Origin of the sequence: Paenibacillus sp. FSL R7-0302 (assembly GCF_038006885.1) — a bacterium.
GTDB lineage: Bacteria > Bacillota > Bacilli > Paenibacillales > Paenibacillaceae > Paenibacillus_AQ.
Genome location: NZ_JBBOWB010000001.1, coordinates 3,228,174 through 3,254,541, shown reverse-complemented (window position 1 = coordinate 3,254,541; position 26,368 = coordinate 3,228,174). Strand labels below are relative to the sequence as shown.

The window sequence follows — 26,368 nt, the reverse complement described above, 5'->3', positions numbered from 1 at the left end:
CCGTTGCGCTGGGACTCGTGGTCCGGTAGCATCAATGGGATAAGCAATAGATCAGGATGGCCTGCTGAAGATAGATCAGGCTTTTCTTGAACCCGAATCCGGCAAAATATGGCGAAGCAATCACCTCTTCACTGACCTCCTCATTGCGGAAGAAGGGAGGACAGGGGTTCAGCAGCGCTCCGGGTCTTGTCTGCTTCATCCGGTCCAGTGTAATTTGATAGGCGCTGATATACTCCGGCGTGAGGAAATCCTTGGGCAATGAATCGGTAAGAATCACATCGCTCTCCGCTAACACGCTGTCCAGGCTCGTATGAAAGGTATAGCCCGGGTGACTGCCGCTGGCCATCTCATGACCTGGCGTGCAGACATGATGGAAGGATAGATTCAGGGCTTGCGCCGCCTCCAGCCAAGTTCTTGATATATTGCCGGGCGGTCCAACGAAGGTGTAGGTCAACTCCCGGTAGTTGTCCCGGAGGGTGCGCAGAGCATACAGGTCAGCCATAATCTCGCAGGGATGATTATGTGCGGTCATTGCATTAATAACGGGAACAGAGGCGTGTGAAGACAGCTCCTCCAGTTTGCACAGATCCGGGATTCTGGCAATGATGCCATCCCCCCAGTTCTCCAGGTAGCGGACGATATCGCCCGGCGCTTCTTTCTTGTCAAGCGTCTCCGGCGGAAAGGTAATGCAGGCCCCGCCCAGATCACTGATGCCTTTCTCGAAGCTGACCCTTGTACGCAGACTGGTCTGCGGGAAGAAGAGAATCATGGTTTTGTCTGCGAGCAGCGGTTCTGATTTTCGCAGACGAAGCCGGTCGGTTAATTCAAAGATATCCAGAATCTGCTCTGAAGTAAGCTGGTTGATATTCAAAAAATGCATCGGTGTATCCCCCGGTAGATGAGAAATCAGCAATAATTGCCGGTTGAATAAATATACAATAATCAGGAATAATATACAACCCATTTAATGTTAAAGAGTACATTCTACCGGCAGTTGAATTCAGAGGGGATGCGGCTGTTCAACCAGCGATTGATAGGAATATGTATACTGAAATGCTATGCTGTTTTCAACAGTGCGCACTGTACATTTTATGATCTTGGAGGGATAGCATGCTCGACTTGCGTAGAATTGGGGCTTATATATCGCGGCTTCGCAAAGACCAGGACTGGACCCAGCTGGAGCTTGCCGATCAACTGAATGTTAGTCATCAGGCGGTATCGAAATGGGAGCGGGGCGACTCGCTGCCGGATATTGGAACACTTCCGCAGGTTGCTAGGTTATTCGGCAGAACGGTAGACGATATTCTGAATGCAGGAGACCACGCAGACAGCCGGGAGCACCCGCACATAGGCTTGATTGTTGAGAAGTTCGCAGAGAACAGGCCGGGCCAGGTGGCAGAGCTGGTCAATACCGGTAAGCTGGAGATGGAAGAGCTTGTTGAAGTAGCACCTTTTGTAAAAGCAAGTGCCCTTAATAAGGTTACAGAGGGCATAGACAGCAGCGTCCTTAGGTTAGATGTAATTATGCGGCTGGCCCCGTTCCTGGGAAGGGGGACATTGGATGAACTGGTTCGTCTGACTGAAAAGAAAGAAATGGCTTGGAATGTCATTTCCGGACTTGCCCCGTTTGTTAGCAGCAGCACCTTAAGCCAGCTGGTTGATCAAGCAGCAGACGGTTCCAGAGAGGTGAACAATCTTGTGGGCATCGCCCCGTTTCTGGAACGGGAACAGCTGGACCGGTTGGTGAAGCAAGCCAGAGGGGACAGCCCCAGCTGGAATTCCATTCAAGGACTGGCCCCCTTTGTTAGCAGGGAGACGTTAGGTCTTCTAGTGGACCGGGTGGCAGAAGGTACTGTCGATGGAAACGGGCTCATAGGCCTCGCTCCTTTTCTGGACAGGGGGAAGCTTGAGAAGCTGCTTAGTGAAGTCGAAGCGGATCAGCTCAGCCCGGATCTGTTGGCAAGCCTGGCCCCGTTCATCGATCAAGGGACGTTGAGCAGAATGGTGACAGGCTTACTGAATACAGGGAAGTAGGCAGCAAAAGGAAAATAGACAGCAAAAAAACAGAGCACCGGCGAATCTTCCACCGTGCTCTGTTTTGCGTTAAATATGGGTAGCGTTGCTACAGCCCGAGCGTATTCCCCTTTTCCAGCCGCTGAATCTGCTGTTCCCCGTTATCTGCCAGCTCCCGGAACTGGGTAATCGTCTCCCGCATCTTGGGGAGCGCCTCCTGCTTGTAGGTGCTGATCGAATCCAGGGCAGAGAGGACGTCGGTGAAGGCCTGCTTCAGCGTATCGACCGAAATACTGGTTTCGAGCGATTGCTTGTGAATGGCTGCACCCTGCTCCTTAAGCATTCTGGAGGTGCCGCTGATCAGATTGTCGGTGGTCTGGTTCAGCAGCTCGATTTTTTGGAGCACGATCTTCTGGTTATACAAGGCGCTGGCTACTGTAACCGAAATTTTGAGCGCAGATACCGTAACATTCCTCGCTCTGTCGACTCCACGGATCAGTTCCTTGTTGTTGCGGATGACAACCTCGATGGCCATAATGCCCTGCTGATTGACCACGAGCATCTGCTGCAGATCCATCACCCGCTGGCGCAGCGGGAACAGGACCTCCTCCGTAATGAACCGCACCTTATCCTCATCTTCACTGCGCTGCTTGGCAGCTTCAATCTGCTTCTCAATCTCCTCATCCATCAGGATGCCGAGCTGAATCTCCTTCTTAAGCCGCTTGGTCAGCTCCCGCAGGGTCTGCTGTTCAATCTCAAGGGTTGTGTTGTCATTCTTCAGCACGGCTTTGCCTTTATCCAGGGATAGAATAATATCTGAGATGACGGCATCGGCCTTTTGATATTTGGCGAAATAATTACGCAGGGGGTGGAAAAACTTGCCGAGGAACCCGCTTTTGGCGAAATCGACCGCGCTGGGGTCCAGATCCTTGAGCTGCTGATGCAGCTCGGTTAATCCCTTGGCGACCTGGCCGCCTTCATCCCCAGTCTTGGACAGATTGCCCACCGATACCTGAAGCAGGGAGTTCTTCTCCGACGAGGAGCGCATGGTGCCCATCCCGAAGCTGTCAATCGACTGCAGCACGGCCTTGCGTTTCTCGAGAGACTCGAAGTCCAGCTCCAGGATACTGGAGACATTATTAATCGCCTGCTCCTTAAGCCGGGTGACTTCCTCCGGCTCCGGCTGGACCTGCTCCTCGATGACCGATTTCAGCTTCTCGGGGCTGGGAATTTCCATGGTGAATGACATATGAACCCTCCTTCAGAATATAAAGTCTACATTTGCACGTTGAGCAGGTTTCCGATTTTGTAAACTACATCCTCTGTGTCAGCGTTGATATTGGCCGCCTCGTTGATGCTGGAAATGCTCTCCAGTGCCTTGATATTGGCATTATACCCGATGGTGTATACCGGAATTTTGTAAGTCTCGATCAGGCCCCGGATATCATCCAGGGAATGGCCTTCGTTGGTCTCCCCGTCGCTAAGCACGAAGATCAGGGGCTTCATATCCGGGTTCACGGCCAGCTCATCCTTCAGCATCTTCATCGCAACCACCAACCCGTCGAAGGTAGCCGTGCCGCCCACAGGCTGAAGGCTGTTAATCGCTCCTACGAACATGGACTGCTGATTGGTGTCATATTTGCCGATGGGCAGATTGATGGTCACATCACTGGAATAGGAGACAAAGCCGATGCTGTTATCCTTGCCGAGGAATTTCTGGCCCTTCAGCAGAGACTCCTTGAGACGGTTCAGCGGCTCGCCGGCCATGCTGCCTGAGACATCGGCTACGAACACTGCCGCAATCGGTTTGCTGCCGTTCTTTTTCTCCTTCCAGAGCTTCTGGGCTGAGGAGAGAATGGCACCGTCAACCGGTGCCAGCTCGGAGACGTAGTCCGCCTGGCCGTTGAAGCCCTTGTCCGCAGCCGTCTTCTGGTACTTATCCTGCTGGACGAATTCGCCGAACTTCTTGATGATCGCCAGCTTCTCCGGCGGCAGCTGCCCGAGTGCATACAGCGGGCTGTCATGTCTTACCCCGAACGGGGTGAATACATAGCCGCTGGTCAGATCCTTCGCATTGACGAAGGTCTGATACTCAAGGACGAAGGCATCCAGCATGCCGGATTTCGCCGCTTCCCGCATTTGCAGGGTGGTGGAGGCGATGAAGGGCACGTTGGCCTGGAACTTCTCGAAGCCTTGAACCGCCTTATCTTCCAGCAGATCCGTACTGTCGAACGTACTCAGTGCGGTGACCAGGAAATTCAGCCCCGTGGAGCTGGCAAAAGGATCGGTGTACCCCATCGCCAGCTCATTAGCCGCAATGGCATCAGTAATCGTCTTCACGTTGATTGAGCCGTATTTATCGACCAGCTGATCGTATTTCTGCTTGCTCATTACCACTCCGGCTACGTTGCCGGTCAGGCGCTTCGTAACCAATTCGGCCTGCACGCCGCTGGCTTTGACCATCTCGCCCCATAGCTCATTAGAGGGGGTGAAGGCGTCAGGCACATATTTGCCGGAGCGGATATAATCGGCGGCCGTTCCTGAAGCGATATTGCGGATGGCGACAGAGACCGGCTTGCCGTCAACCACGGGATTGGAAGCGTTGAAATCAGCGGCGACCTCATTCAGCCAGCCGTCATTGCCTGTTCCTGACTTCTCCGTGGAGGAGAAAATCTCGACGAAGCTGTCCGTGGTGCTCTCTACGGAGATGGGGAACTTGGAGATATCGGGCAATGAATCGCCGATGGATGCCGGATCAAGATCGATCTGCCCTTTTACAGGCTCAGCACTGGTCACGTTGATATCCTTATAGATGCGGTTTAGTCTTTTGTCGGCGTCTTCGGCAGAGATTTCTGTCTTGGATTTGCCCAGATTGGACGTTAAGGTAATACCGAAATAGACAAGTGCGAAGACGGATGCGGCGATAATGCCGAGTATGAACAGTGTTTTGCCTTTCCTCATAGGTTCATCTCCCTTTCCTTACTGATAGAGTTTCGTCTGCCCGATCAGGGCGGTCAATTCCTGCATGCACGGCATGTCTTCCACATTGCTATAATCTGCGCTGCCCAGCTCGGTAATCTCCAGCAGCAGCTGATCCAGCTTCAGCAGAATTTCCTCATTGGCCCCGAGGCTGCCTTTGACATAGGAGAGATATTCGTTGTATAACGCGGTTTTCTTCTGAATCAGGGAGCTGGAAAACCGGGTTGAAGCGTTACCGGCACTGAATCTGGCGAACTCCGCAGCATCGAATACACTGAGCTTGCCCAGCAGCCCCCGGATATTCAGGTAGAAGAGCTTCTCAACCTCCATAATGACGGAATGAAACTTGCGGAAGCTAAGTTCAGCCGGATCGAACCTGCGGCTCAGCACCTGGAGCAGGGCGGACTTCTTCTTCTCAATCCGCTCGATCTGATCCAGGGCGAGGGAGATATCGTCCTTCAGCACCTTCACATTCCGGTGGCGGCTCAGGCCGGCAATGTAGTCCTCCCGCGTCTCTAATTGCACGCTGGCGGGCGTGGCAGCCGGAGGTCTGAAGAGCAAGGTGTAACTCCCGTATAGGACGACCAGCAGACTGATGATTAGCAGGGTTACTGCCGATGCCGTTTCCAGCGGACTTCCGCCGATCTCGATACCGAGCAGGCCGGGAGACAGAACGATGACATTTAAGATGACAACTCCGGCAATCATGCCGAGGAGCTTAACGGGCCCGGATCTGTTCAGGATCTACACCTCCTCCATAGAAGTATATTTGGGGATAGCAGCTTGAATCACATGAATTGGGTTGGAATGAAGGCTATTACAGACTGCTACGTATCGAAACTTGTCAATGTTTCAAATTTTTACGATCGCGCCGGATTGAGGACGGGTCTTCACCATATGTAAGGCTCCTTTCGAATGATCTGCTGAATTGAGTTATATTTTATCATAATTTGGGAGAGCAGGTTCTGCCTTTGTTATTGTTCATGGCTAGAGAATTGATTAAACAGAGGTCTATGTCCCCTGAATTTCAAATTTAAAAGAATTAAGGCTTGACGCCAGCTTACTTGGCGTGTAACATATGAAGAGTCGTCAACCCGGCACTTAACTCATAACTCTATATTGTTCTCGTATAACCCCGCAGCTATTTAGCTTTCACAGGGCGGGGGTTTCTACAGGAAGCCTACTCTTCCTAACTACGATGATAAGGACCATGAACCAGTGGTCCCTGTCCCGGAGTTAGGATTTTTTGCATGTTGCGGCTGTAATGCAAGTTCAGACGAAACAGAAGATTCAGGAGGCCTAACAGACATGAAAGATATGAAATACTTAATCTCCGTACTTGTAGGCGCTATGAGCTACGGCATTTTATCAACGATTGTTGTATTGGCCTACGGGCAGGGTTACAAGCTGGGAGAGGTGGTCGGCACCCAGCTCTTAACCGGCTGTATTCTCGCCTGGCTGCTTGCGTTATATACCAAGCTCAGAGCGAACCGCAAACAACGCGGCACAGCGAACCTTACGGCACCCGCCAAGGCGGTTGCCACCCGGCTGACCTGGAAGCACAGAGTGCTGCTGATGCTGGCCGGTGCGCCAACCGTGGTTACCGGTCTGCTGTATTACCAGTCGCTCCGGTATATTCCGGCTTCGCTGGCGATTATCCTGCTGTTCCAGTTCACCTGGATCAGTGTGCTGATTCAGGCGGTCAGCAAACGTCAACGCCCTGACAAAATCACGGTGCTGACGCTGATCCTGCTGTTCGGCGGAACCCTGCTGGCTGCAGGTATTCTGAATCAGGGAGCTGCCGAGTTTAACCTGCTGGGGCTGATGCTCGGACTACTATCGGCAGTCAGCTACTCCATGTTCATTATCTTCAGCGGCAAAGCCGTTCCATCGGCCCATCCGGCCTACCGGAGTGCCTGGATGGTCACTGGCGGCCTGGTGCTGCTGTGTATCCTGTTCCCGCCGACCTTCCTGTTTAACGGCATGCTATGGGGACCGCTGCTGCTGTTCGGCTTCCTGCTGGGCTTGTTCGGCGCCTTTATCCCGCCGCTGCTGTTCGCTATCGGGGTTCCGCATATCGGCGGCGGTATGGCCGGTATTCTGGGAGCCGTCGAACTGCCTGTGGCTGTCTTAATGTCCTCGTTCGTATTGCAAGAGCATGTAAGTCTTCTGCAATGGACCGGAGTGGTGCTGGTGCTGCTGGGTGTCGTATTGCCGGAGCTGTATAAGCTGCGGTGGGGAAATGGAAATACCCAGGCTGTGAGTTCGTCATCGGTCTGAGTTCAGGCGGAGAGAAGAGGAGTGTTCCCTGCGAATAGGGGGCACTCCTCTTTGCAGGTTGATAGTTTATGAAAGCGTAAACATTTTTGTTGCCAAAAGTATAATTCAGTGCTATTCTGAATTTGGGATTGTTACTGCAAAGGCAAAACCCAAAACATGGTCACGTGTTTTGGGTTTTGCCTTTCTTTATGTTAAGGGCCCTGCGGGACGCCGTAAGGATTCCTTGACCCGGCTAACATCCTGTAAGCAGTGCCAAATGAAATTCGGGGTAAAGGAGGGCAGCTTGGTTGATTATCGAGAAGATTTTCAATAACAATGCCATTATTGCCAAGGATTCAGGTAAGGATGAATTGGTTGTTATGGGACGCGGCATCGGCTTCAAGAAGAGCCCGGGTGATCCGGTGGATGTCTCTCTGATCGAGAAGACATTTGTACTGAAGCGAAATGACGCGTCCGAGAAATTCAAGGCCTTAATGGCGGATGCCCCCGCCGAATATGTAGCCTTAAGCTATGACATTATCGAGTATGCGAAGCAGACGCTGAAAGCCCGCCTGAGCGATTATATCTATGTGACTCTGACGGATCATTTGACTCATGCGCTGAGGCTTCATGAGCAGGGCATCCATAATGACAATCCGCTTCTCTGGGAGATTCAGCGCTGTTATCCGAGGGAGTATGCCATCGGACATCATGCTATGGGGATGATTGAGCAGGATACGCGTATCCGCCTGCCGGAGGATGAAGCCGGGAACATTGCACTTCATCTGATTAATGCGCAAATGAACAGCTCGGGCAACAAGATTGCAGATCTTACCAGGCAGACCCAGCAGATTGATGACATCCTCAATATTGTTAAGTATTCCTATAACAACGAAATTGATGAGCATACCGTCAGCTACGAACGCTTCATCACCCACCTGCGGTATTTCTTCCAGCGTTCGCGCAAGCAGGAGTCTGAGGAGTCCGTGGACGATTTTTTGCTCAAGCAGGTGAGGATGAAATACAGGAAGGCGCATAACTGTGTGCTCAAAATCGAGAAGTATCTGGACCTGAAGCTCCTGGATGAAGAAATTCTGTATCTGACGATTCACATTCAGCGGGTAACGCAAAGACAAACTGAATAAAACCACTTGGATTGTTACTGGTCATGCAGGCGAAACCAAATCAGGCAGGAAGCTGCCGGGATGGTTTCGCCTTTTGCTTATCATTCATCAGGAAACGGGAGGATGTACTATGAAATATGAGGCACTAGCCAAGGATATTATCAAGCATGTCGGCGGCAAGGAGAATATCAACGGACTCAGCCACTGCGTGACCCGTCTGCGCTTCAAGCTGAAGAATGAGGCGGTGGCGAATACAGATGTGCTGAAAAACATGGATGGAATTGTAACGGTCATTCAGAGCGGCGGCCAGTATCAGGTCGTGATCGGCAATCATGTGTCCGAGGTCTATGCCCAGGTGATGACAGCGGGCGGATTGCAGGAAGGCGGATCAGAGACAGCCTCCGGCGAGAAAATGGGTCTGTTCAACAGCTTCATCGACATGATCTCCGGCGTATTCTCGCCGACCCTTGGCGTACTGGCTGCGACCGGGATGATCAAGGGCTTCACCGCCCTGTTTCTAACTGTGGGACTCCTTACCAAGGAGTCGGGGACCTACCAGATTCTGAATGCGCTCGGGGATTGCCTGTTCTATTTCTTCCCGATCTTCCTGGGGTATACCTCGGCTAAGAAATTCGGATCCAACATCTTTATCGGGATGGCGATAGGCGCTACGCTGGTGTACCCGTCCTTCGGCACGATCACGGCGGCGGGCGAACCGCTGTACACGCTTTTTAGCGGAACAATCTTTGAATCGCCTGTGTACATTACCTTCCTGGGGATTCCGGTCATCCTGATGTCCTATACCTCCAGCGTTATTCCGATCATCATCTCGACTTATATTGGCTCCAAGCTGGAAGCCTTCTTCCGAAAAGTGACGCCGAGCGTGGTACGTACCTTCCTCGTCCCGTTCTTCACCCTGCTGGTCACCGTTCCGCTGGCGCTGATTGCCATCGGACCGGTCTCCACCTGGGCCGGACAGCTGCTGGGGCAGGGAACCTTGTTCCTCTACAACCTCAGTCCGGTTATTGAGGGGCTGCTGGTAGGCGCGTTCTGGCAGGTCTTTGTGATCTTCGGGCTGCACTGGGGTCTGGTACCTATTGCCCTCAATAACATGGCTGTACTGAAATCCGATCCGATTCTGGCGGCTTCCTTCGGCGCTTCGTTTGCCCAGACCGGTGCTGTGCTGGCAATTATGCTGCGCACCAGGAATGCCAAGCTGAAGTCATTGTCGATTCCGGCTATGATCTCAGGGATCTTCGGAGTTACGGAGCCTGCCATTTACGGAATTACGCTGCCGCGCAAGAAGCCGTTCATCTTAAGCTGTGTCGCGGCGGCGGTCGGCGGCGGTATCGTTGGTCTGATGGGCACCAAAGGCTATATTCTCGGCGGTCTGGGGATCTTCGGTATCCCAAGCTACATTAGTCCTGACGGGATGGATAAAGGCTTCTACGGCGCGATTGCCGCCATTGTAATCAGCTTCATTCTCGGGTTCATTCTTGTCTTCTTCTCCGGGTTCAAGGATGAGGAAGCGGCGGAGAGCAAGAGCGGCGGGACTGCCCGGAGCGTTTTGGTGAAGCAGGAGACGGTGGGAAGTCCGCTGAAGGGCCAGATCAGAGCCTTGTCGGAGCTGACGGACGAAGCTTTTTCTACTGGCGCAATGGGCAAAGGGATAGCGATTGAACCGCTGGAAGGCAAGGTGTACTCTCCCGTTGACGGGGTACTGACCACCTTATTCGCCTCCGGCCATGCGATCGGCATCACCAGTGATAACGGGGTCGATATTCTGATTCATGTCGGGAAGGACACGGTCAAATTGAAGGGCAAACACTTCACCCCCCGGGCCAAGCAAGGTGATACCGTCACCAAAGGCCAGCTGCTCATGGAGTTCGACGTTGCCGCGATCAGAGAGGCGGGCTATACGCTGACCACGCCTGTGATCATCTCCAATTCCGGCGAGTATCTCGATGTCATTGAGACGGACCAGAAGAGCATCGATTACCGCGAGAATCTGCTGACCGTCATGATCTAACCGGTATCCTAATCCAATCTCAGGAGGAACGAATATGAATAACAACGTGAATGTAAGTGTGAACAACAGAAGTTTTCCGGCAAATTTCCTGTGGGGCGGGGCAACGGCTGCGAATCAGCTCGAAGGCGGGTTCGATGCGGGTGGCAAGGGGTTAAGCACAGCAGATGTCATGACCGCGGGAACGCATACGGTCTCCCGGAGAATTACTCCGGTGCTGGAAGCCGGGGCTAATTATCCGAGTCATGAAGCGGTTGATTTCTATCAGCGGTACGAGGAGGATATCGCGCTGTTCGCCGAGATGGGCTTCAAGGTGTTCCGCATGTCCATCGCCTGGTCACGGATCTTCCCGAACGGGGATGATGCCGTGCCGAACGAAGAAGGGCTGAAGTTCTATGATCGGGTGTTTGCCGAACTCCACAAGCACGGGATCGAACCGCTGGTGACGATCTCCCATTATGAAGCACCTTACCATCTGGCTGAAGCCTATAACGGGTGGGCGGACCGCAGAACGATCGATTTCTACGTCCGTTACTGTGAGGTGATCTTTAACCGCTACAAGCACAGCGTGAAGTACTGGCTGACCTTCAATGAGATCAACATTCTTACCATGCCCTTCGGGACATTCATGGCCGGGGCGATGAAGCCGGAGGGAAATGCCGAGCTGACGGCATCCGCGCAAACTGACAATGAGCAGCTAAGATACCAGGCGCTTCATCACCAGTTCATCGCCAGTGCCAGAGCCGTGAAGCTGGGACATGAGATTCATAAGGATTTTCAGATCGGCTGTATGATTGCCTACATGTGCTCTTACCCGCTGACCTGTAATCCCGAGGATGTGCTGCTGGCCCAGCAAAAGGATAATCTGAGTAATTTCCTCTGCTCCGATGTTCAGGTGAGAGGTGCTTATCCGGGCTTCGCGCTGCGATACTTCCGGGAGAAGCAGATTGAGCTGCAGATGGAGGCAGGTGACGGGCAGATTCTTAAGGAAGGCTGTGTGGACTTCTACACCTTCAGCTACTATTCGTCCACCTGCGTGAGTGCAGCCCCGGATCAGGAGTCGATTGGCGGCAATATGTCGCTGGGTCTGAAGAACCCGTATCTGCAGGCAAGTGCCTGGGAATGGCAGATTGACCCGCAAGGCCTGCGGTGGTCCTTGAATCATATCTACAACCGTTACGGACTGCCGATGATGGTGGTGGAGAACGGGCTTGGCGCAGTAGATACCGTAGAAGCAGACGGTTCAATCAAGGATAATTACCGGATCGAATACTTGAGGGAGCATGTCCGGGCGATGGGGGAGGCGCTGGCTGACGGTGTGGATTTGATCGGATACACCTCTTGGGGCTGCATCGATCTGGTCAGTGCAGGCACAGGAGAGATGAAGAAGCGCTACGGCTTCATCTATGTGGATAAGGATAACGAAGGCAAGGGTACTCTGGACCGGTCCCGCAAAGACAGCTTTTTCTGGTATCAAAGGGTAATCGCCAGTAACGGAGCTGAGCTGGAGTAATCCGCGCCTGCTGTCAGCTCACTTTTACAAATATCTGTCTGCTGTTTCAGTCCGTCATCCCTACGGTATATGATTATTAATAAACATTAAAGGGGATTTCCTATGATCATAAAAGGGATCGAGAACATGGACGGCGGCAATATAATGAGCCAGATTCAGCAAGGCGGCAAATTCGTGATCTACACCTATTGCTTCTCAGTTGTCCTGATGACGTTCAGACGTAGCTCGGGCATCTATTTCATCAAGGCGGGCGAGGGCTCCGTCAAAAAAGGATTGAAGTACACCCTGCTGACCTTCTTTGTGGGCTGGTGGGGGATTCCCTGGGGACCGATCTATTCCATCGGCGCGTTTATCACTAACTTCAAGGGCGGCAAGGACGTCACGAATGAAGTGTTAGCCGCCCTGTCGAATCAGAACGCTTCATAATAAAAGTACACATAGGAGAAGCTGTCCCGCAAGCCGTGAAATATGGCTGGTTGGGACAGCTTCTTGTGTTAATCATTTTTGCTGCTGCATACTGCGATATAATTCAGGTCCTTGCCTGTGGTGTTGAAGAAGGTATACATTTTCTTAAACTGCGCGCGGTTTTCCTTTTTGAGAGCATTTTTGAAAATACGCAGCGTACCGGCCACCCCTTCATCCCGGATCATCCCCTTAATGCTCATCAGCGACATCGTTCCGGTTGCATGCTCAACCCGTTTGAAGCCGGTCTTGTTGAACAGGCCTTCCCAGTCTGCTACAGGCAGCGGTTCTACGTTCACATGAATGGTTTTCCGCAGCTCTGCCAGCTCCTCCGCCATATTCTCCTTTGCAAAAGTGATATCATGCGTAAGCAGCACACCGCCCGGCTTCAGGACACGGAAGTATTCGGCTACCGCTTTTTGCTTCGCCGCCTGGTTCAGCATCGTCAGCATGGCTTCATTAATGACGACATCGAAGCTGTTATCTTCAAAAGGGAGCTTCATCGCATTCGCTTGTCTAACATTAATATACTCCTCCAGCTTCGCACCTCTGATGTTCTGCTCTGCCTTCGCAAGCGCCCTGGGGTCCATATCGATTCCAGTAATTTGGCATTTGTACTCCCGCGCAAGCTGGATAGAGGTGGTGCACATGTTGCAGGCTACTTCCAGTACCCGGCTGTCCTTATTTAGCTTCGCATGCCGGATCAACCAGTTCGTAGCAGCGACACCGCCGGGCCGCAGCCGCTTTTTACCGAGCTTGGCGAGGAAATTATGACCGACTTCCTTTTTCAACATGTCTCAATCCTTTCTTCTCCGGCTTCACTACGATCAACAGCATTTGGAAGGCTTCTGTTGCATACAACGCGTGGGGAATATTGGCGGGTAAAATAAGGGTCTCCCCTGCCCGTACTGTATAAGGCTTGTCGTCAATCGTAATCCGTGCTTCGCCTGACAGAATATTGACCATGGCATCGCCGGGAGAGGAATGTCCGCCAATCGATGAACCTGTATCTACAGAGATCAGTGTCATGGCAAGGCTTGAGCGCTGAACCAGGGTCAGGCTGGATACCTGCTCCTGCTCTACGGTAATGATTTTGCGCAGATCCATGACTTCCGCTTGCGGGAGTCTTTTAATAAATTGCTTTTGTTCTTGTTCCATATGATTACCTCCAGGTTAAATGCTGATTTGCAGGAATTTGCAGCTGCTCTGTGCATTGAACTCATGCCAGGTGCCGGCCTGCACGATGACTGCTGCTCCGGCGGTTAATGCACAGGACTGGTCAGCGACAAGCATGTGAAGCTCACCCTCCAGAACGTGGATGATCTTGGATCTGGGCGAGGTCTCCGAGCTGATAGATTCGCCGGTGTCCATGCCGTACAGCACCCAGTCCGGGGCTTCGGCAGTGGTGGCAGCACCTTCAGGGAAGTGAAGTGTTCTGCTGGAAATCTGATAGGGCCGGATACTGATCATGTGACTGAAATGAACGACCGTTCCTTCCTTGATTTCACTCATAATGTCCTCCTGTATATTGCTTGATGCTTACCATTTGATATAATGAGAATCAAAGTGAGAATCGTTCTCATTTATTGAATTGTAGCAGAGTTTCTAAGATGACTCTGTTGCCATGGCAACAGGAGGCGGATAAATTTGCAGCAATATATGAACAAAATTCAAAATACAGTCCTGTTCAAAGGATTCCGGGGCAGCGAGGTGCAGCAGGCGCTCGGTTGTCTGCAGGGGTCGATTAAGGATTTCGGCAGGAAGGATTTCATCTTCAAGCAGGAGGAGTACCTGGAGGCGGCGGGCATCATTCTGGAGGGGAATGTCCTGCTCTGCAAGGAGAACAGCTCCGGCACGCGCTTCATCTTCTCAGAGCTTGCGGACGGGGAGATTATCGGGGAAACAGCGCTTCGTCAGGAGCAGGAGCCCAGCGGCTATGAGGCGATAGCCGGGTCGGCATGCCGGATTCTGTTCATCCGAATGAACAACATCATCCGTCCGGGGCACACGACCTGCCATCTTCGCGGCCGGATTATTGAGAATATGCTGGCACTGCTGCTGGAGAATAACCGCTCGATGTATCAGAAGCTTGACCTGGTCTCCCACAAATCGCTACGGGAGCGGATCATTCACTACCTGAGCATTCAGGCCCGCAAAAACAATTCGCCCGCCTTCGAGATCCCGTTCAGCAGAAGTGACCTGGCGGATTATCTGACGGTGGACAGAAGCGCCTTATCCCGGGAGCTGCAGCGGATGGCGCAGGACGGGCTCATCCGGTTCACGCGGAATCAGTTTGAGCTGCTTACGGTAGACTATGAGCTAAGGTGGTGATCTGTGGTATCCTCACTGGAATAACCACTTAATTATTGATAGCACCTTATAATATGTTATAATGAATTTCTGATTTCATACTAAGTAGAATAGAGGTCGCCAAAGGATGAAAGTAAAAATTAACCGCAATGCAGCTAAGGTTCTAAAAGATATGTTGAACAGCCCGGAAGCGGAAGGCAAGAAAATCCGCGTGGTCATCACCCAGAATCACGGAGATCACGGGCACTATGATGTAGCGCTGGATACACCTACTGAGCACGATGAAGTGGTCGCTACAGATAAGGATATCGAGATTCTGCTGGATAAGCGCGAACCGCTGCTAGACGGCGTCTGGATTCAGTATTTCTATGTGCCGCAGGAAGGCTTCTTCATCACCAATCCGTCTACCGGATTCCTGGAGAAATAAGCAGCAGTTAACTATGATCTGTGCTGCCTTAGGGGCGGCACTGTCTGAATCAGCCTCACCCGGCTGGTCAGACGGTGCCGTCTTTTTGTGCTGGGCTAAAAGTCGTTGCAAAAGTATGCATTATCGTTGAATGCCTATATTAGCGGAGCGCGGATTTTTTATTATACTGTTCTTGTAAGCGATTACACACACATATAGCTGGGGGGAAATTCTAGTGAATAAGAAAAAAGCAATGACACTGATGTCCAGTATCCTGATGATCTCTCTGCTTAGCGCGTGCGGAGGCGGTAACGGCAATGCCGGAGGGAACGCAGCGGAGCCGAAGGCCTCAGCCGCAGCAACGGAAGCTGCAGGAACGAATGCCCAGCCAGCCAAGGATGCCGGTGCAGTGGATACATCCCAGCCTGTAACCCTGAAGATGATCTTCGTAGGTCCGAAGCCGGTTGATTACGATCAGGTATTCGGGGAGATCAATAAGAAGCTCAAGGAGAAAATCAACGCCACACTGGAAGCCGAATTCCTGGACTGGTCCGACTGGGCGCAGAAATATCCGCTTAAGCTGGCGGCTAACGAGGACTTCGATCTGATCTATGCCGCCAACTGGGCAGGCTATAACGACCAGGCACTCAAGGGAGGGTTCCTGGAGCTGACGAACGAGCTGCTGGAGAAATATGCTCCGATGACCTGGAAGGCGATGCCTGAGGTAGCCTGGGGTCAGGCGAAGGTGAACGGCAAGCTGTATATGGTGCCTCAGAACCGCGGCGAAACCGTGGAGAAGCTGATTCTGTACCGCGAAGACCTGCGCAAAAAATATAATCTGCCGGAGATCAACAGCCCGGAGGCGTACGCCAACTATCTCAAGACTATATCCGGAAAAGAGAAGGGAGTTACTCCATTCGTACCGGAGACTGGCGACTGGAAGCTGCATAATCTGGACCGGATTCTGCTCAAGCAGCAGAACGAATGGAATCTGTTCGACCTCGATCTGCCGATGGGCTTCAAGCTGGATGATCCGGCCGGTAAAGTGTTCAACTTATATGAGACTCCTGAATTCAAGGAGCTTGTCTACTATTATAAAGATCTGGCCGAGAATAACGCCTGGTCGAAGAGCGCACTGAACAGCAAGCTGGATCATCAGCAGGAATTCAAGGCCGGCAAGGCAGCCTCCATCACCCACAATCTTGGTACGCTTGGCGCCTTGATGACCGATATGCGGGAGAAGAACTCTCCGTATGAGCTGGCTCTGGCCGATATTAACCCGGATAAGAAAAAATCCGTGGCCGTCTCTACGCAGAACGGCGTAGCGATTCACTCCACCTCCAAGCAGCCGGAACGTGCGCTGATGATGATTGATCTGCTCCAAAACGACAAAGAGCTGCATGACTTGATGATGAACGGCATCACGGCTGTACACTATAATCCGGTCGGCGAAGATAAATTCACGAACGCCGAGAAGAATGCCAACTACACCGGCTTCTCGAACTGGGGCTTCAACTCCCCGCTGAACCGGGATAATGCCTCCTTCCCGGATGAAGCGAACGCTCTGACTGACAAATGGGAGAAGGAGGTCTATCACTATCCGCTGGAGACCTTCGTCTTCGACAACAGCAAGGTGAAGACAGAGGTGGCCAATGTCGGCAATGTGATGCTGCAATACGGCATTCCGCTGGAATACGGAACGGTGAAGGATGTAGACGCGGGTCTGGCCAAGCTCCAGCAGCAGGTTAAGGCCGCCGGTATCGATACCATCATCGCAGAGGTGCAGCGTCAGATTGATGAATTCCTGGCGAACTCAGGCCAATAACCTGACAGCTCGGTTATAGCTTATACGAACAATAGGACAGCGGTTCTCCCGTCTTGGGGAACCGCTGTTTCATGTTTTTTAGGCCCGTTCATCTTGCCGGGCCGTCATTCAGCTTGTGGTGCGGGCCGGCGGGATGCTCTGCGGGTTGTTGAACACATTGCCGGGATCATATTTCGCCTTGACTCTGCGTAATCTGGCATAGTTCGTTCCGTAATAGACCGGGCCGGAAGGCTTGATGCCCTGGTCAGGCACGTTGATGTAGCTTCCTACGATGAACGGCTGCAGCTTGCGGCGGGTGTTGCGGACGTAGAATATATTTTTGGCGGCGTCCGATTTCTTGACCCAGGAGCTGTTCCACTCCACATAGAATTTGGCCTTGCGCCAGTAGAAGGCGGTAGATTTAGGAGATTTACGGCTTACCGCCCCACCCCAATTGAGGAAAAAGAACCCGGCGTCCTTCCCCTCCACCTTCTCCAGGAACTCACGCATCGGCTTGAATGCCTGATCCGGGAACGGTTTCCTGCCGAAGCCGCTGGAGAACTGGTTACTGACCCGCTGGGTCTGCACCGGATCGGGAGCGAGCATGAAGCTGACCACCTGCGGATAAGGCAGGGAACGGATTGTTTGGACCGTGGGCGTTCCTACACTTGTAATGGGCTTCAAGAGGCGGACAGCCTCAGCCTTAGATCCGAGGAACAGTCCCAGCATGCTGACATTTCCACCCTTTTTGGGACCGATGGATAATTCGCTGCCCAGTCTCGTATTCACTGCGGGAGCCCAGCGCTGCCAGGTCTTAAGGACCTTCTCGAACTGGCCCCAGGGCCAGGTGATGCGGAATACCGTTGCTGTGGCAGGAGCCGGGCGTACTTTGAATTTGTAACGGGTGTACACGCCGAAGTTGCCTCCGCCGCCGCCACGGGAAGCCCAGAGCAGATCGGCATTCCTTTTCTTATTTGCAATAATGATTCTGCCCTTGGCATCGACCATTTCAAGCTCCACCAGATTATCGCTGACCAGCCCTAGAGTACGCTGAAGCGGGCCGATGCCGCCGCCTAGTGTAATGCCCCCGATTCCAACGGTAGGACTGTCCCCATATGGTGACATATACCCTTTCCGGGCCAGCGTATGGGCGATTCTCCCGACCGTATTTCCGGCTCCGACGACGGCTGTCCCGGTTGTGCGGCTTAGCTTAATGCTGTTCATTTCACTGACATCAATGACGATGCCGCCGTTCACCTGGGACAGATTGACCTCCAGCGCATGTCTGCCGCCTCTGGGACGGATGGGAATCCCACGTTCGTTGGCCCATTTGATAGCATTCACTACATCCTGGGTCTTCTTGGCGAACACGAATACTTTGGGGAATCGGTCGGTATGCGGGTCCCAATTTTTGCGCGCGGCCTCATAACCCGGATCACCTTTGTAGATGACGCGTCCGGTAAGCTTCGTTGCTGAGTTCACTGGTTTCCAGCTCCTTTTGAGCTAATATTGGCATGCATAGATATGACTTTGACTAGGTTAATGTATGCGGGGCTTTAGTCTATGGAGTGGGCTATAATGCGGGCTATTAATGAGAATGGTTATCAATTATAATGTGATTAACCGTCAAAGGATACAGCGGAATAAAGATAAACGGGGAATAGTGATGAAGCTGAACGAACATATACAGTGGTGGAACCATGCATCGGTCAGGATTATGGATATCCGCAGAGGGAGGCTTCCGGCAGGCTCGGCGCTTCCATATTATCAGCTGCCTTCGAGTGCGTTCCTGTATGCTGCTCAGGGACAGGCGCAAGTGCAGCTGGATGAGCTACAGACTACCTTGAGACGTAATCAGCTTGTGCATGGCGGGCGGGGGGCTATTCTTGCGGTGCGTGCAGATGAAGCCTTCGAATACTTCCTGGTGCTGTACAAGGCAGTGCTGATGCTGCCCCAGTCCAACAGAGTGATAAGTCTGCTGGAGCAGGAGAATCCGGCCAGGCTTCAATACAGCTTCAGTCCCGCTTACACGCATCCCCTGCTGGACCGGCTTGAGCGGATGTACATAGAGTGGTTAACCGCAGATCCGCTGCAGCATCTCTATGTGAGATCGCTGTTTCTTCAATTTGTCCATGAAGTGCTGGTTCAGATGAAGCAGCAGGGGCTTGTTCCGGTTCAGCCGGACCTGCTGGCTCAAGCACTGCGGTACATGCGTGAGCATTACAGGGAGCCGATCACGCTGGACACTCTGGCTGAACAGTTTGATTGCAGCGTAAGCTATCTGAGCAAGCTGTTCAAGAGCCGGATGCAGGCAGGGCCTATCCGTGTACTGACACAGATCCGCATGGAGAGAGCTGCGCATGATCTGCTGTATAGCGGATATACCGTGCAGGAGATCGCGGAACGGACAGGCTATCCCGATGCCCATACCTTCAGCCGGAATTTCAAGAAGCAGTATGGCTGCCCGCCGGTACAATTCAGAATGAACATGGACGCGGAGCTGCTTGTACAAGGATCGCCTGTCGTTCATCCGATTACTGCCCTTGTAGCTCATAATTCCAAGTGCTATAGTATCCAAAGTAGTGAGAACTATTATCATTTGCAGCGAAAAGGGGGATTACCAGTGATGCGGGGAACAAAGACGGCATCTATGGCTACAGCGGTTCTATTATTGTGTGTAACCTTGCTGCTAAGCGCATGTTCGGGGTCTGGTGCAGGAACATCGGCGAATAACGGTGCGACAGGTAACAAGGCGCCATCATCCTTGAGTACGGCCATTCCTGGGGGCGAAACGGCGGCTCCGGGCTCCAATACAGGCAATACGGCTGCAGCAACGAAAGTTTATACTGACGGCAAGGGGGAGGTTACCATTCCGGTAAATCCGCAGCGGATTATTGATCTGACAGGCAGCGCCATCGGCAATCTGCTGGTGCTCGGTGTGAAGCCGGTCGCAGCTTCGGATGACTCCTTGAAGAATCCGTTCCATGCGGGTCAGCTGGATGATATCGTTAATATTGGAGCGGAACCGAATGCTGAGGCTATTCTGAAGCTGGACCCGGATCTGATTCTGACTTTTGACTATATCGAAGAAGCCCAGTATGAGCAGCTTGTCCAGATCGCTCCGGTGGTCCGGCTGAAATACGGCGGGGGCACTCCGCAGGATCTGCTTCTGGAATTCGGCAAGATTACCGGCAAAGAGGCGGAGGCACAGCAGTGGATTGACGGGTGGAACGATAGAATTGCTGAAGTGAAGCCGAAGATTACTGAAGTTGTCGGTGACCAGACAGTATCGATTCTCCAGCCTTATGCGAAGGGCATCTATGCCTGGGGCAACAAGGGAGGAAGAGGCGGTGAGATTCTGTACGGGGACCTCGGCCTTAAGGCACCGGAGATTATCCGGACCACTTTGATTGACGGGGAAGGCTTCGGCGGGAACTTGTCGCTTGAGCTGCTGCCGGAGTATGCGGGAGACTATATTTTCACCAGCAACTGGGGCTGGGATGACGGGGATGCGAATGTTGTGTACGGCAGCAAGGTCTGGAAGTCACTCCCGGCTGTGAAGAATAATCGCGTCTATTTCATTGATGAGAAGGGCTCCTATTATAATGACCCGATCTCTCTGGAAGCACAGCTGAAATTCATTGTGGAGAGCTTTCTGGGAACGGGACAATAATCCGGGTGTTGCGCATGAACGCGTAAGTAAGCCGGAATGATAAGGGGATCAATAGGCTCTTTGGAGCATGTTGATCTTTTTTTCGGAGACAGAGCTGCTGTACAACTTAATATTTACATTTCGTGTAATGTATATATACTTAACTTTTGAAGGATTCATATCTCCGGGTTAACCGGCAAGGGAGGATATTACAGACATGACATCAACCATTAGAGTAGGCATCGTCGGATACGGAAATTTGGGTAAAGGGGTACAGCAGGCTATTGAGCAGAACTCCGATATGGAGCTGGTAGCCATATTCACCCGCAGAGATCCGCAGCAGCTGGCAGACATCACAGGAACGCGCACCGAGCACATCTCAGCCGCCGAGCAGTACATAGGCAAGATTGATGTAATGATTCTGTGCGGCGGTTCCGCAACAGATCTGCCGGAGCAGACTCCGCAGCTGGCCCGGTTATTCAATACGGTGGACAGCTTTGACACTCATGCCAAAATCCCTGATTTCTTCGCTGCGGTGGACAAGTCTGCCCGCGAAGGCGGCAGCGTAAGTGTGATCTCCACCGGCTGGGACCCGGGCATGTTCTCCATGAACCGGCTGCTGATGCAGTCCATCCTGCCGGTAGGCGAGGATTATACGTTCTGGGGTACAGGAGTCAGCCAAGGGCATTCGGATGCGATCCGCCGGGTTCCCGGTGTCAAGGCAGGCGTGCAATATACCGTGCCGGTCCAGGAGGTTATTGACAGTATTCGTGGAGGCGAGACCCCGCAGCTGTCCACCCGCGAGAAGCACCGCCGGGAATGCTACGTAGTGGCTGAAGCAGGAGCTGACCGCGATGCCATTACCCGGACGATTGTGGAGATGCCGAACTATTTCGCCGATTACGACACAACGGTTCAATTCATTACGGACGAGGAGCTTGCTGCTGAGCATTCAGGGATGCCGCATGGCGGCTTCGTCATCCGCAGCGGAGTGACCGGAGGCGGAAGCAAGCAGATCGCCGAATTCGGGCTGAAGCTGGACAGCAACCCGGAATTCACCGCCAGCGTCCTGGCTGCCTATGCCCGTGCTGCTGTACGGCTGAAGCAGGAAGGCCAGACAGGAGCTAAGACGGTATTCGACATTCCGCTCGGCCACCTGTCCCCGAGATCGGCTGAGGAACTGCGGCGCGAGCTGCTGTAGGCTACAAGGAGAGGGATAAATCCCATTGATGGGGCCGAAAGTTGGCTGGAGGGCTGAATGAGAGGGATTTATCCCATTGGTGGGGCCGGAAGTTGACTGGATGGCTGAATTAAAGGGATTTATCCCGTTGATGAGGCCGAAAGTTGGCTGGATGGCTGAATTAGAGGGATAAATCCCATTGGTGAGGTCGAGTACGGCTGAGCGAGAGTAATGAAGAGCACAAGTGCACCTGAATTCACCGGAAGTCGGCTATATGAGCGAATGAAGAGCAATAGTGCACCTGAATTCACCGGAAGTCGGCTATATGAGCGAATTAAGAGCACAAGTGCACCTGAATTCACCGGAAGTTAGCTGAATGAGCGAATGAGGAGCACAAGTGCACCTGAATTCACCGGAAGTCGGCTATATGAGCGAATGAGGAGCAATAGTGCTCCTGTTAGTACCTGAATCTGCTATTCGTACGCATACGTCCAACCGGATGCCCTCAGCATAACTACTAGCGAGCACAGGATCACCAACCAATTCCTCAACCTAAAAAAGAGGTGTCCCCAGCCAAATGGCTTAGGGACACCTCTTCTTGTATCATTTAAGTCTATAACAGTTACACAATACCCTGCGCCAGCATGGTATCGGCAACCTTCAGGAACCCGGCGATGTTGGCACCGGCAACCAGGTTACCGGCGACGCCGTAATCCTCTGCTGCCTGAACGGTTCTGCTGTAGATATTTTTCATAATGACTTGCAGCTTCTCGTCCACCTCTTCGAAGGTCCAGGACAGACGCATGCTGTTCTGGCTCATCTCCAGGCCCGAGACCGCTACACCGCCGGCATTGGCTGCCTTGGCTGGAGCAAACAGCACCTGGTTCTCCAGGAACAGCTCCACCGCTTGGAGAGTGGTCGGCATATTGGCGCCTTCGCCAATGGCCTTAACTCCGTTCAGAATTAGAGTCCGGGCGGATTCCAAATCGAGCTCGTTCTGCGTGGCACACGGCAGAGCGATGTCGCAAGGCAGGCTCCAGATTCCGCTACAGCCTTCAACATACTCGGCATGCGGGTGCTCCTTCACATATTCGCTGATGCGCAGGCGATCTGTTTCCTTCAGTCTTTTGACCGTATCCAGATTGATGCCCTGCGGATCATGAATGTAACCGTTCGAATCACTGCAGGCAATCACGTGGGCCCCCAGCTGCTGAGCCTTCTCGATGGCGTAGATGGAGACATTCCCGGAACCGGAGATGACCACCTTGCTGTCCTTGAAGCTTGCTTCGCGTGATGACAGCATCTCTTGCACGAAGTATACACAGCCATAGCCGGTAGCTTCCTTGCGCGCCAGACTGCCGCCATAGAGCAGCCCTTTTCCGGTAAGAACACCGGCAGCATGCCCGCCGTGAATCCGTTTGTATTGGCCGAACATATAGCCGATCTCGCGCGCGCCTACACCGATATCCCCTGCGGGAACATCTGTATCCTGTCCAATGTGGCGGTACAATTCCGTCATGAAGCTCTGGGTGAAGCGCATAACCTCCTGATCCGATTTATCCTTGGGATCGAAGTCGCTGCCGCCCTTGCCGCCGCCCATGGGCAGGCCGGTCAGCGAGTTTTTGAAAATCTGCTCGAAGCCCAGGAACTTGATAATCCCGAGGTAGACCGAAGGATGGAAGCGCAGGCCGCCTTTGTAGGGACCGATGGCACTGTTGAATTGAATGCGGAAGCCGCGGTTAACCTGCGTATTACCGGCATCGTCCACCCAAGGGACGCGGAAGGAGATGCTGCGCTCAGGCTCAACCAGCCGCTCGAGAATCCCGTGCTTCATATACTGGGGGTGGCGGGTCAGAACGGGGGTGATGCTCTCCAGGAATTCCTGGACAGCCTGGTGAAATTCTGGCTCATGCGGGTCGCGCTTCTGGACCTCTGCATAGATCCGCTGCACGTACTGCACAGCCTCATTTGATACTTCTGACGATAGTGTAGGAACGATGGACACTTTGGCAAGCACTCCCTGTCTGATTGTAATTCGGGCTATCCCGTATTTAATTAGAATTTAAAAGAATTCTATAAAACCTTACATCAATTTGCCAATCAATTATTTTTGGCATAGTCATTAAGAAATTCTATGAACCTTACATACTATGCCAGCTATATGCGGCAGAATGTTAATAAACCTCTGGTCAATTCAAGATTGCAGGTCCCCCTGAATAGGGTATATATAAATATTGGAAACAGTATAAAGCATTGAGAGAGAGGCGTAAGCATATGCACTTATTATCTGTAGCAGAATTAGTAGATGTGGAGAACCACGCCTGGGAAGAGATCAGGGAGCTGCTGAGTCAGGGATCGCGCACCTACCGGCTGGAGGCCGCAGAAGCGGAACAGGCGGTACAGACGCTGGTCCGCTTGCAGGTCAGCACGAAATCCTATCTGGGAGCGATAGCCTACGAGACAGGAGGAATTGTGTTCGAGCATGGCTGGATTACGCTGCTTGGCGCGGGAGCCGAAGGCATCTTCGGAAGCCTGACCTCATGGAATGGCCTGTCTACAGCGGACAATATTCCTCCCCTGCCGGGAATGCTGATTGTGGCCTACGATGCGGCAGGCGGCTTCTTCGGCCTTGATACGGGGCGGTTCGGGCAGACAGGTCATATCTATTATTATGCCCCGGATGTCCTGAAGTGGGAGACAACGGAGCTGACCTATTCAGGCTTCATCGGCTGGCTGGCAGAAGGGGATTTGGATCTGTTCTACGAGACCTTCCGCTGGGAGGGCTGGGAAGAGGAGGTCCAGCAGCTTGAGCCGGGCCAGGTCATGGGCTATTACCCGCCGCTGTGGACGAAGGAAGGCAGCGGCCGGCTTAGCAGCAAAGAGCCAGTATCTATTCTGGAGGCCTGGAATTCAGCGGGAAGTGAGGGCACGGAATGAAGAAGAGTAAGGCGGGCAGAGAAAGGCTTAAGGTCGTCACGATTGCCGAAGAACCGCTGGAATGGATTCCATATGTCACTGCAGCACGTGGAAGCCAGGATATTGTATATGAACGGCTACCAATATACCAGGGGGAGATTCTGGGGTTGCCGAAGGAGGTGGAGGCGCTGATTATAGCCTCTGACCTTCAGGGAATGGCTCTTCATGACAACGGCGAATACGGCGGCTCCCTGGTGGGTGAGAAGCTTCCGGAGACGCTGGAGCATCTGCTTCAGCTCCATCTGCCGGACGTCAATCAGGATAAGGTGCTGGTATGTTTATGCGGGGATTTATACGGGGATACTTCCGTAAGAGGTTCGAGCGGCGACCCGCTCCCGGTATGGAGAGCCTTCCGCAGCAGGTTCCAGGCGGTGCTGGGCGTGAACGGCAACCATGATGACCTGTCCCCTGAAGGAGAAGCAGAGCTTGCATCTACAGGGGGAATTCACCTGTTCTCTAAGCCGTCAGTCCTGTTGCACAAGGGATTGATGGTAGCGGGACTAGGAGGAGTTACGGGAAGAGGAGACCGGCCCAACCGCACCCCGGAACCTGAATATTTGGAGACGCTGGGACACCTGCTCCAGCGCGGGCCCCATATTCTGCTGCTGCATCAGGGGCCGGAGGTGCCCGCAGCAGAACTTCATGGACATTCAGCGACCCTCGCACAATTGGAAGCTGGACCGGAGCTTCTGGTCTGCTGCGGACATATTCATTGGCACCAGCCGCTAGCTGAGCTAGGGAACGGTACACAGGTGCTTAACACGGACGGAAGGGTGCTGATCTTCACCGCTGCCAGCCCGGACTGACATGAGCCGCCGCCGGGAACAAATGCTTCTATTTTGTCCAAGTCTTGTCCGTAAACTTTACAAACAGCATCGGAATAGATATAATTTAGGTATAACTTTCAGGGTTTGAAACAACAGAAAGGGGCCTAACGCCATTAGGCTCCTTTTGTATTTCCGGCCCATGTTAACAGGAGGGCGAAAGTCATTCACAAGGAAAAGATTATGGTATGTGTTCATTACGGCCCGCATGGCGAGCGTTTGATCCGGCGTGGAGTCCAGTTATCCGAGTTGATCGGGGCACCGCTGTATGTGCTCAATGTGGATAGTTCAGACAGTGATGAATATAATCAAAGCAAAGAAATGTATATGGCGGTCTGGAAGCGTCTGGCTGAAGAAGCCGGTGCTGAATTCATGGTGCGCAAGCGCCGCGGCCGCAAGACCACGGATGTGATCGTTGAAGCGGCAGAAGAACATGAAGTCACTCAGGTTATTATCGGGCAATCGGCCCAGACCTTATGGCAGGAGCTGACTAAACGCAACTTCGTCAATGAACTGATCAGCAAGATGAAGATGATGGATCTGCATGTAGTGGCAGTTCAGCGTATGCGCGCCGGTCTTGAAGAGACCCATGAAGAAGGGGTAACCGCTTATTTGGTGAAGAACGACGGAATGTATCAGCTCAGCGATGAGCCGGAAGGTTCAGACTTCATCAAAGGCAAATTCTTCCACGAGTTACACACTGAATTTGAGAATGGCTTGTTCAAAATTGAGCAAGATGGTAAAGCAAGATATTTGCATATCTGTGAAGGCAACTTGGCAGATCCACTATAATTAGTCTTGTTGACAGGAAGTAAGTACCAGTGTTCACAACCTATATCA

23 protein-coding genes are annotated in these 26,368 nt (G+C 52.7%); 14 read left to right on the top strand and 9 right to left on the bottom strand.

All coding sequences use genetic code 11. The features are described from left to right. Positions 1–31 precede the first annotated feature (31 nt). Complete coding sequence (locus tag MKY96_RS14220; RefSeq protein ID WP_340941179.1) at positions 32–880, bottom strand: ornithine carbamoyltransferase; 849 nt, start codon at positions 878–880, stop codon at positions 32–34. A 230-nt stretch (positions 881–1,110) separates the two neighbouring features. On the opposite strand from MKY96_RS14220, the gene MKY96_RS14215 reads away from it, so the two are divergent. Next, positions 1,111–2,034 (top strand): helix-turn-helix transcriptional regulator, encoded by a 924-nt coding sequence (locus tag MKY96_RS14215; protein ID WP_340941178.1) that lies wholly within the window; start codon positions 1,111–1,113, stop codon positions 2,032–2,034. A gap of 88 nt (positions 2,035–2,122) precedes the next feature. On the opposite strand, the gene MKY96_RS14210 is transcribed toward MKY96_RS14215, so the two are convergent. Genes MKY96_RS14210 through MKY96_RS14200 form a run of 3 tightly spaced genes read right to left on the bottom strand, consistent with a single transcriptional unit; the run spans position 2,123 to position 5,700 of the window. Then, positions 2,123–3,262: a toxic anion resistance protein gene (locus tag MKY96_RS14210; RefSeq protein ID WP_340941177.1), complete on the bottom strand. Its 1,140-nt coding sequence runs from the start codon at positions 3,260–3,262 to the stop codon at positions 2,123–2,125. A gap of 26 nt (positions 3,263–3,288) precedes the next feature. After that, entirely contained in the window at positions 3,289–4,974 is a 1,686-nt protein-coding gene (locus tag MKY96_RS14205; protein WP_340941175.1) for a vWA domain-containing protein, read from the bottom strand. 18 nt (positions 4,975–4,992) lie between these two features. Next, positions 4,993–5,700, bottom strand: coding sequence for a hypothetical protein (locus MKY96_RS14200; protein WP_340941174.1), 708 nt, complete (start codon positions 5,698–5,700; stop codon positions 4,993–4,995). A 609-nt stretch (positions 5,701–6,309) separates the two neighbouring features. On the opposite strand from MKY96_RS14200, the gene MKY96_RS14195 reads away from it, so the two are divergent. The 5 genes from MKY96_RS14195 to MKY96_RS14175 all read left to right on the top strand — a co-directional run bounded on the left by MKY96_RS14195 (position 6,310) and on the right by MKY96_RS14175 (position 12,340). Further along, positions 6,310–7,272: a DMT family transporter gene (locus tag MKY96_RS14195; protein WP_340944564.1), complete on the top strand. Its 963-nt coding sequence runs from the start codon at positions 6,310–6,312 to the stop codon at positions 7,270–7,272. 287 nt (positions 7,273–7,559) lie between these two features. Continuing rightward, on the top strand, positions 7,560–8,396 hold the full coding sequence (gene licT / locus MKY96_RS14190) for a BglG family transcription antiterminator LicT (protein ID WP_340941173.1): 837 nt from the start codon (positions 7,560–7,562) through the stop codon (positions 8,394–8,396). Between the two features lie 109 nt (positions 8,397–8,505). After that, positions 8,506–10,404, top strand: a complete 1,899-nt coding sequence (locus MKY96_RS14185) for a beta-glucoside-specific PTS transporter subunit IIABC (protein WP_340941172.1) — start codon at positions 8,506–8,508, stop codon at positions 10,402–10,404. 34 nt (positions 10,405–10,438) lie between these two features. Then, entirely contained in the window at positions 10,439–11,914 is a 1,476-nt protein-coding gene (locus MKY96_RS14180) for a 6-phospho-beta-glucosidase (protein ID WP_340941171.1), read from the top strand. Between the two features lie 102 nt (positions 11,915–12,016). Next, complete coding sequence (locus tag MKY96_RS14175; RefSeq protein WP_076077639.1) at positions 12,017–12,340, top strand: hypothetical protein; 324 nt, start codon at positions 12,017–12,019, stop codon at positions 12,338–12,340. Positions 12,341–12,408: 68 nt separating this feature from the next. Here MKY96_RS14175 and MKY96_RS14170 read toward each other — a convergent pair whose 3' ends face one another. Genes MKY96_RS14170 through MKY96_RS14160 form a run of 3 tightly spaced genes read right to left on the bottom strand, consistent with a single transcriptional unit; the run spans position 12,409 to position 13,888 of the window. Beyond that, positions 12,409–13,167 (bottom strand): class I SAM-dependent methyltransferase, encoded by a 759-nt coding sequence (locus tag MKY96_RS14170; protein WP_445671484.1) that lies wholly within the window; start codon positions 13,165–13,167, stop codon positions 12,409–12,411. Continuing rightward, positions 13,145–13,534, bottom strand: coding sequence for a cupin domain-containing protein (locus MKY96_RS14165; RefSeq protein ID WP_340941168.1), 390 nt, complete (start codon positions 13,532–13,534; stop codon positions 13,145–13,147). Before MKY96_RS14165 ends, MKY96_RS14170 begins: the two co-directional genes overlap by 23 nt. 15 nt (positions 13,535–13,549) lie before the next feature. Beyond that, a complete protein-coding gene (locus MKY96_RS14160) occupies positions 13,550–13,888 on the bottom strand; it encodes a cupin domain-containing protein (protein WP_340941167.1) in 339 nt (112 codons plus the stop codon). A gap of 147 nt (positions 13,889–14,035) precedes the next feature. Between MKY96_RS14160 and MKY96_RS14155 the strand changes: the two genes are divergently transcribed. From MKY96_RS14155 to MKY96_RS14145, 3 genes are all read left to right on the top strand, one after another. Next, complete coding sequence (locus tag MKY96_RS14155; protein ID WP_340941166.1) at positions 14,036–14,707, top strand: Crp/Fnr family transcriptional regulator; 672 nt, start codon at positions 14,036–14,038, stop codon at positions 14,705–14,707. A gap of 106 nt (positions 14,708–14,813) precedes the next feature. Continuing rightward, positions 14,814–15,113 carry an iron-sulfur cluster assembly accessory protein gene (locus MKY96_RS14150; protein WP_340941165.1) on the top strand — a complete coding sequence of 100 codons (300 nt, stop codon included), beginning with the start codon at positions 14,814–14,816 and terminating at the stop codon, positions 15,111–15,113. A 214-nt stretch (positions 15,114–15,327) separates the two neighbouring features. Continuing rightward, on the top strand, positions 15,328–16,917 hold the full coding sequence (locus MKY96_RS14145) for an ABC transporter substrate-binding protein (RefSeq protein WP_340941164.1): 1,590 nt from the start codon (positions 15,328–15,330) through the stop codon (positions 16,915–16,917). Positions 16,918–17,025: 108 nt separating this feature from the next. Here MKY96_RS14145 and MKY96_RS14140 read toward each other — a convergent pair whose 3' ends face one another. Next, positions 17,026–18,378, bottom strand: a complete 1,353-nt coding sequence (locus MKY96_RS14140; RefSeq protein WP_340941163.1) for an FAD-binding oxidoreductase — start codon at positions 18,376–18,378, stop codon at positions 17,026–17,028. A 115-nt stretch (positions 18,379–18,493) separates the two neighbouring features. Between MKY96_RS14140 and MKY96_RS14135 the strand changes: the two genes are divergently transcribed. Next, positions 18,494–20,569 carry an AraC family transcriptional regulator gene (locus tag MKY96_RS14135; protein WP_340941162.1) on the top strand — a complete coding sequence of 692 codons (2,076 nt, stop codon included), beginning with the start codon at positions 18,494–18,496 and terminating at the stop codon, positions 20,567–20,569. A 196-nt stretch (positions 20,570–20,765) separates the two neighbouring features. Continuing rightward, positions 20,766–21,749 (top strand): diaminopimelate dehydrogenase, encoded by a 984-nt coding sequence (locus MKY96_RS14130; protein WP_076077646.1) that lies wholly within the window; start codon positions 20,766–20,768, stop codon positions 21,747–21,749. Positions 21,750–22,350: 601 nt separating this feature from the next. Here the strand turns inward: MKY96_RS14130 and gdhA are convergent. Further along, positions 22,351–23,745 (bottom strand): NADP-specific glutamate dehydrogenase, encoded by a 1,395-nt coding sequence (gene gdhA, locus MKY96_RS14125; RefSeq protein WP_445671439.1) that lies wholly within the window; start codon positions 23,743–23,745, stop codon positions 22,351–22,353. A gap of 257 nt (positions 23,746–24,002) precedes the next feature. Between gdhA and MKY96_RS14120 the strand changes: the two genes are divergently transcribed. The 3 genes from MKY96_RS14120 (at position 24,003) to MKY96_RS14110 (ending at position 26,320) form a co-directional block, all read left to right on the top strand. Then, positions 24,003–24,665, top strand: a complete 663-nt coding sequence (locus tag MKY96_RS14120; protein ID WP_340941160.1) for a DUF2625 family protein — start codon at positions 24,003–24,005, stop codon at positions 24,663–24,665. Beyond that, entirely contained in the window at positions 24,662–25,510 is an 849-nt protein-coding gene (locus tag MKY96_RS14115; RefSeq protein WP_340941158.1) for a metallophosphoesterase family protein, read from the top strand. The genes MKY96_RS14120 and MKY96_RS14115 overlap by 4 nt, the downstream gene beginning before the upstream one ends. Positions 25,511–25,711: 201 nt before the next feature. Further along, positions 25,712–26,320: a hypothetical protein gene (locus MKY96_RS14110; protein ID WP_340941157.1), complete on the top strand. Its 609-nt coding sequence runs from the start codon at positions 25,712–25,714 to the stop codon at positions 26,318–26,320. Positions 26,321–26,368 lie beyond the last annotated feature (48 nt).